At 53.1% G+C, this 6000-nt stretch carries 7 protein-coding genes; 2 read left to right on the top strand and 5 right to left on the bottom strand.

Features of this window, described 5'->3' with window-relative positions; translation table 11 throughout:
- Positions 1–1124: 1124 nt before the first annotated feature.
- The 4 genes from EE949_RS11925 to EE949_RS11910 all read right to left on the bottom strand — a co-directional run bounded on the left by EE949_RS11925 (position 1125) and on the right by EE949_RS11910 (position 3378).
- On the bottom strand, positions 1125–1721 hold the full coding sequence (locus EE949_RS11925) for a DUF6338 family protein (RefSeq protein ID WP_122664492.1): 597 nt from the start codon (positions 1719–1721) through the stop codon (positions 1125–1127).
- A gap of 45 nt (positions 1722–1766) precedes the next feature.
- Positions 1767–2000, bottom strand: coding sequence for a hypothetical protein (locus tag EE949_RS11920; RefSeq protein ID WP_122664466.1), 234 nt, complete (start codon positions 1998–2000; stop codon positions 1767–1769).
- A 35-nt stretch (positions 2001–2035) separates the two neighbouring features.
- Positions 2036–2236, bottom strand: coding sequence for a hypothetical protein (locus EE949_RS11915; RefSeq protein WP_122664465.1), 201 nt, complete (start codon positions 2234–2236; stop codon positions 2036–2038).
- 149 nt (positions 2237–2385) lie between these two features.
- Positions 2386–3378: a DNA-binding protein gene (locus EE949_RS11910; RefSeq protein ID WP_122664464.1), complete on the bottom strand. Its 993-nt coding sequence runs from the start codon at positions 3376–3378 to the stop codon at positions 2386–2388.
- Positions 3379–3560: 182 nt separating this feature from the next.
- Here EE949_RS11910 and EE949_RS11905 point away from each other — a divergent pair, with 182 nt between their 5' ends.
- Positions 3561–4508, top strand: a complete 948-nt coding sequence (locus tag EE949_RS11905) for a site-specific integrase (RefSeq protein WP_122664463.1) — start codon at positions 3561–3563, stop codon at positions 4506–4508.
- Between the two features lie 279 nt (positions 4509–4787).
- Here the strand turns inward: EE949_RS11905 and EE949_RS11900 are convergent, their stop codons facing one another.
- Entirely contained in the window at positions 4788–5264 is a 477-nt protein-coding gene (locus EE949_RS11900) for a hypothetical protein (RefSeq protein ID WP_240350638.1), read from the bottom strand.
- Positions 5265–5463: 199 nt separating this feature from the next.
- Between EE949_RS11900 and EE949_RS11895 the strand changes: the two genes are divergently transcribed.
- Positions 5464–5736 (top strand): helix-turn-helix domain-containing protein, encoded by a 273-nt coding sequence (locus tag EE949_RS11895; protein WP_122664461.1) that lies wholly within the window; start codon positions 5464–5466, stop codon positions 5734–5736.
- The last annotated feature ends 264 nt before the right edge of the window (positions 5737–6000 follow it).

The following is a 6000-nucleotide window of genomic DNA, read 5'->3' as shown; positions in this document are numbered from 1 at the left end:
CGCTTCGCGGGCCGAACGCACTTTTTGGTATCGAAAAAGGAACAGGCAATTCTATGCATTATGTCCGAGCGCCATGGGGCTCGTTGATAGAGTTGATCTCCATCCCCACCGCTACAGGGCCGAGCTGAGAGGTAGATCGTTGGAAACCTTCTTGAGCTAGATTTCGTCTAAACAGCCAGTCTGCAAGCATTTCTTGATGCAGGCTCGTGTAACTATGGCTTTGAAGCTGTTCGCCAGCTTGTACCGGGCGACAGCATGACGGTCAGCGGGAAGCCATTGCTTTCGCAGGCGAGCTGTATTTCGGTGATCAATCTGCCTCGGCTACGGCCGAGGCAGTGGTGTTGTAGCTGTTGTTTATGGCGCTGTAAGTGATGGCCGATCTTAGAGATTATCTGAGATCATGCTGCGACGACGGCGGTTGAAATAGTTTTAGGAGTCTAGAGTGACGCTCACGGCCCTGGCACGGCTGTCGTGAACCAAATCATTACTTCGCCTATGTCTTGACCCTTCAGGCTTACATCATCGCACCTGCATGCTCCGCTTGCCGCAATCACCTTAAGTACGAGGCGGCGATGAGCGACCCTAGGCTTACGGAGGTCACCGAGGGAAAAATGGTGTGGTAAAGGTGTGTCTACCGGACGCTTGAGTAAAGACGTCAGCCAAGGATCACTCGAAGGATTATCGGGACCGCGAGAAGGAGAAAGCCAAAAGTCTGGTAATCGAAAAGGTAACCATCAACATCGCGTCGGGTGTTAAATCCGGGATGGCCGCTGCCCAGAACCGCAACGGCATCCATAGCCTTCAGGAAGTCAGGCAAAACTTGGGCCTCTACCTCAGCCGTGCTAGCCTTGAAGAGCAAGACGGGATGCTGAAACCTGATTCGTCAGTTTTAGTAGCTCAGAACCACTAGCCCCCTTAATTTGGCGAGACTGACCACGCTGAAATTCCAGCCAGTCCGGGAGACTATAAACTGTCACCACCACCGATCATTTAGCCTTGGGGGCTGGCGGCGGAGAAGGAGCTTTAGGTCGAACTGCAGTTGGCTTCGTTTTGCACTTTTCATCCTGCGCAACTATCCATCTACTACCGGAAGGCATAGGTTGAGGAGCTTTACTGGTCATATCTTACTCCGATTGATCACTGGTGAATTCTACCCACTGTACCCGCGACGAGTCGATAACCACAAAGTCTGCACCCAATGGCTTCTCTTCCTCGCCATCAAGCCAGCTAGGACCCTCAATAACAAACTGCCCATTAGTCGGTTCAGACGGCCACTCGGTGGGCCAGCCGTACAGGCGACGTTCGTCTACCAAGTGCAGTACTACAAAACGATCATGTCGCGCAAATGTGCTGTACCACTCACTTGGATAGGACGTCTGCTTCGTGATGTCCTTGTCGCGAAGCAATGAGTGAAGCTTATCGTTTGTGGCCCAGTAGCAAGACAAAAGTCCAAGGCATACTGAGATCACAAATGACCAAGAGGCTTCAGCTTTGATGTCCCACACCCCAACGCTAAACCAGTGAGCTCCGGCCCACTGGAGCCCAGCCTTAACCACCAATACAGCACCATGAATGACGAACGTAAAAATGAGAGCTTGGACAATTTGACCAAATGTATCTGGCCTCTTGAATGCGGTTAGTGAGTAGAAAATCCACGCTGTCAAAAAGCCCGGAATCAGATATTGCAGTAGCGGAATGACTTCTTTAACCAGATCGTCCAAGGGGGCAATTTCCATTTGCTGAATTGTCCCCTTTTAATAGCGCAGTTATGTGCAGGGCGCCAGGTACTCATTCGCTGCGCCTCCTTTCACCAAGTCGCAGCAGTGTCGAATCTCATGCACCGCACCTAGCTTGAACTGATCGAACCACCCCGCCTCCTCTTCGTCCAGATCACTCGCCGCCTGCACTGACAGCTCGTCGATATCGATACCCATGCTCGCTGCGGTAGAGAATACAGCAACGAGCGCCTGCTTCAGGTCCATTACGTGCTTGTCGGTCATGTCGGAACCCTCGTGGGTTTAGACTAAAGTGTGCTTCACGCAGATTCAATAGAGTCGGCAGTCACCTCAATTTCACTGACGGCCCAAGCAACATCCTCTGCTCCATAAGCCGCGTCGGTGAGCATCCAATCGATTGAGGCCTCACACAGCGCTTCTAGCTCCAACCCTTGCTTAATCGCGGTGGCAAGTACGGCCTTTAAAGCCAGCCTAGAAACCTCTTCCGTGCTTTCGCCCATGACTCACTCCTTCAGGTTGAGCTTTAAGCATAGCCCATTGCGCTCTTCAACAACTTGCGCCACCCAATCCGGTACTGGGAGAGCAGCGCACAACCGGAGATCGCCATGGGCGTCCCTGCAAGCGCTTTGACTGATGACGAGCTTTTGCACTACGCCGTGCTTGATCCGGACGTCGCGGCAGCACGCATCTGGGCAATCTCTGCTTGAGCCGCAGTTAGGCGAACTTGAGCTTCAGCCGCCTGCAGATTGGCCCGCTCACTTAACTCTCGCATCGACTCAACTTCTCCTCGTAGCTGCCCGATCTGCTCCTTCAGATACTCCTCTCTACCGCCTAACTTAGCCTCTACTAGTTTCAAGCTTTGTATCTCGCCAGTCAGACGGTGCACCACATCTTCGCTTGAATCCAGCGCCTTGGCTTGTCGCCGTGACTCGCTTAGCAAACGCTCGTTGTCACGATTAAGGCGTGTCAGCTCGTCGTGCTTGACGACCAGCGTCTGCTGAAGTTGGCGGAGCTCTACCTGGACCTGCTGAACTTGGCCCTCATGCCGACGCTGTTCCTGCTCACGCTGCTCTTTGACAGCACTGCGATAGTGCTCCAGCGCATCACGGGCGTGCAGATGCTTTTCTTCCAGCGAGCGAATCCGTTCATCCTTCTCTTGAACCCGGAGCTCTAGATCAATGCAGTTCTGGCTGATACGGGCATTCCGGGTGATCTCAGCCTGTAATGATGTCTGGCTGATTAGAAGCTCTTCGCTTTGCGCTTGCAGCGCGACGCCCTGCACTTCGAACTGCCGCTGCAGATTGGCCAACTCGGTTTCGGCATGCTTGACCTTCAACTCCAGCCCTGCGCGCTGCTGATCGAACTGTGCTTGAGCCTCCACAATCGCTTCCCCACCCTCCTCCATCAAACGCTCCATGAGGCGCGAGACGATCTCGGAGAGCTCATCGCTCAACCGCTCACGTGAAGCTTTGGGCCGAGGGTCGAACGCCTCAATTTCCTTCAGGTAACGATGAATAGTGGTTTTCGATCCAGTATTTCCAAGCTCCACGCGCACGGCATCAATGCTTGGATTCTCGCCCTTAGCGAGTAGCGATTCCCGAGCTTTTTGAACAACTGTCTTGTTAATTCCACCGCGCGCCATGATTTGCTCCTACGATTTCGTATTGTGTTACGTACTACGTAATTACATGGTACTTTGATAGAAATATCTGAGCAATAAATAACCTATTTTCTGATAACATAATTGAGGCTTATCGCATGTGATAGACGTTAAAATCGATTTGACGCTCCCAATCGGGTACGTTTGCTTGATAGGGGGGCGACGTGAGCAAGGCTGATCAATACCTGCGGGCCGGCACCCGGGAGAACACACGGAAAAGCTACAAAGCGGCGGTGGAGCACTTCGAGGTGACTTGGGGAGGATTTCTACCGGCCACCGGAGACAGCATCGTGCGCTACCTCGCCGACTACGCGGACCAGCACGCTATCAGTACGCTAAAGCAACGTCTGGCGGCGCTGGCTCAGTGGCATATCAGCCAAGGCTTTCCGGATCCGACCAAGACCCCCACCGTACGCCAGATGATCAAAGGGATCCGGACCCTGCACCCTGCGCAAGAAAAACAAGCCGCGCCCCTCCTCCTACGCCATCTTGAGCAAGCCGTAGACTGGTTAGAGCGCGAAGCGTCACTTGCAGCAGACAGGAATGACTTTAAAACCGTCATGCGGCATCGACGCGATATCGCACTGGTGCTGATCGGTTTCTGGCGTGGCTTTCGCGGCGACGAACTCGCCCGGTTGCAGGTGGAGAACATCAAAGCTGAGCCTGGCACCGGCATCACTTTTTATCTGGCTCACACCAAGGGTGATCGGCAACACCTTGGCTTAACCTTCAAAACCCCTGCTCTCAAGAAGCTTTGCCCGGTCAATGCATACATTAACTGGATCACCGTAGCCGGCCTTGCTCGTGGACCAGTGTTTCGAAGGCTGGATCGCTGGGGCAACCTAGCTGACTCAAGCATCAACCCCAACAGTATTATTCCTATGCTGCGTAGGATTCTCGAACAAGCCGGGGTTCCAGCAGACACCTACAGCAGTCATTCGATGCGCCGAGGATTCGCAACCTGGGCATCCAGCAATGGCTGGGATATCAAGTCACTGATGAGCTATGTAGGCTGGAAAGATGTGAAGTCAGCCTTGCGCTACGTGGATACTGGAGGTTCATTTGCCGGTCTCGCCATGCGTCCTCCCCCTATCGGCGTGAGCGACGTATAGCAGTTCCACCAAACTAACCAGACGACCCTTTTGCTCCAAGGCGATACAATTCAAAGCCCAGCCACGTGAGCAGCAACGCCCGCGTGCACTAGCGGCGCCTTAACCTTCATTTTGTAACAGTCCGCCTGCATAAAAATAGCGAATGGCCTGCCCCCAACCTCCCTGCCGAATACCGGGCCATCTGGTACTGCGGTTTTAGTCGACCGCGACTAAATGCCAACGATAAATGTCAAATACCCCCAACCCATTCATGACCACAGCCGTCAGCGACCACACAACTCAAGCCTGCTGCCCCCTTAACGAGCCGTACAGCTGAAAACTCATCTCGTTAACCTCGCCGGGCGATAGCTGAGGTGTGTGGCCTGCGAGGCTCTTTGCCGAATACAGCACGCGCGAATCCTTTTTTCGCCGAAGGTCCAACTCACCCATTTTGTAAGTGGCCGTCGCCGTGTGGTAGATGACCGCGATCTCACCGGTCACGAGACCATGAAAAAGGACAATGCTCTCAAGCTCCTCTAGAGACCATTGACTGCGACCACTAACCGAGGGAGGGCACATCATATGGACATGCTCCACCACGACATCCTTCACCGTCGACAGGTAGTACTGCAACTCGTAGGCACATTCAATTATTGCCGCACGGTTCCGCTGCCCCGTTCGCATGGAGGTAATAGTGGCTACGAAACACGGGCCTTCAATCTCTCCATGGGTCCATGCCCGCGTCTCCCGGCAAACCGAATCGAATACAAAAATCACTGATATCACCTAGACAAGTAAACGAGGGACGCTCTGGCGAGCGACATAGCCGCACCGATGACAAGGGAGCCTTATAGCGTTATCCGCTAGCATTTTTCTCTGAGGGTGCCCTCGATGCAATTCTACGGAAATGAACACTATAGATTGTAGCTCCATAGAGCTCAAAAAGGCTTCATCGTTCCTTTTGTGAGGAACCGTGATGGAAGTCAAAAAAGCCTTTGGAATAGCGCTCAGAAATACGCGCGCGCGCAGAGGGTTAACCCAGGAAGATTTTCATCCCGTCAGCAGCAGGACGTACCTGAGCACGTTGGAACGCGGATTGAAAAATGTCACGGTGGAGAAAGCAGCCGAGCTCGCCCGCCATGCCGGTATACATCCACTAACGCTGCTGGTTGAGACGTTTCTACTAATCGAGCCAGACAAGGATCTTGCATCCTTGCTCAAGCAGGTGATTATAGAAACTGAACGATGAGGCGTCCTGGGCCACTCGACATCTTGACGGGCTGAGCAACTCCTAAGCGCTGCGTGCACCCCAGAAAATTTCTTTAGCGGTGTTGAATGACGGGGGTGCAAAGCCTAGCAACTACTGATCGCAACGATGATCAAAGAACACCTTATTTCCAGCGAATACTATAGGCTGCGATAAATTTGCTAGATTTAAGTTTTATTCTTTTCAATGCGCACAAAAAAACGGGCCTTTAACGAGCTCCCCAGGTGGCAAGGAACATCTGCTTCC

Origin of the sequence: Pseudomonas viridiflava (assembly GCF_900602065.1) — a bacterium.
GTDB lineage: Bacteria > Pseudomonadota > Gammaproteobacteria > Pseudomonadales > Pseudomonadaceae > Aquipseudomonas.
Note: the sequence above shows the minus strand (reverse complement) of the source record. Positions and strands in the feature narration are given on the sequence as shown.

Excerpts from the sequence above, each read along its gene's own strand:
- EE949_RS11920 (WP_122664466.1), bottom strand. The coding sequence starts at position 2,000 with ATGACCGACAAGCACGTAATGGACCTGAAGCAGGCGCTCGTTGCTGTA.
- EE949_RS11915 (WP_122664465.1), bottom strand. The coding sequence starts at position 2,236 with ATGGGCGAAAGCACGGAAGAGGTTTCTAGGCTGGCTTTAAAGGCCGTA.
- EE949_RS11910 (WP_122664464.1), bottom strand. The coding sequence starts at position 3,378 with ATGGCGCGCGGTGGAATTAACAAGACAGTTGTTCAAAAAGCTCGGGAA.
- EE949_RS11895 (WP_122664461.1), top strand. The coding sequence starts at position 5,464 with ATGGAAGTCAAAAAAGCCTTTGGAATAGCGCTCAGAAATACGCGCGCG.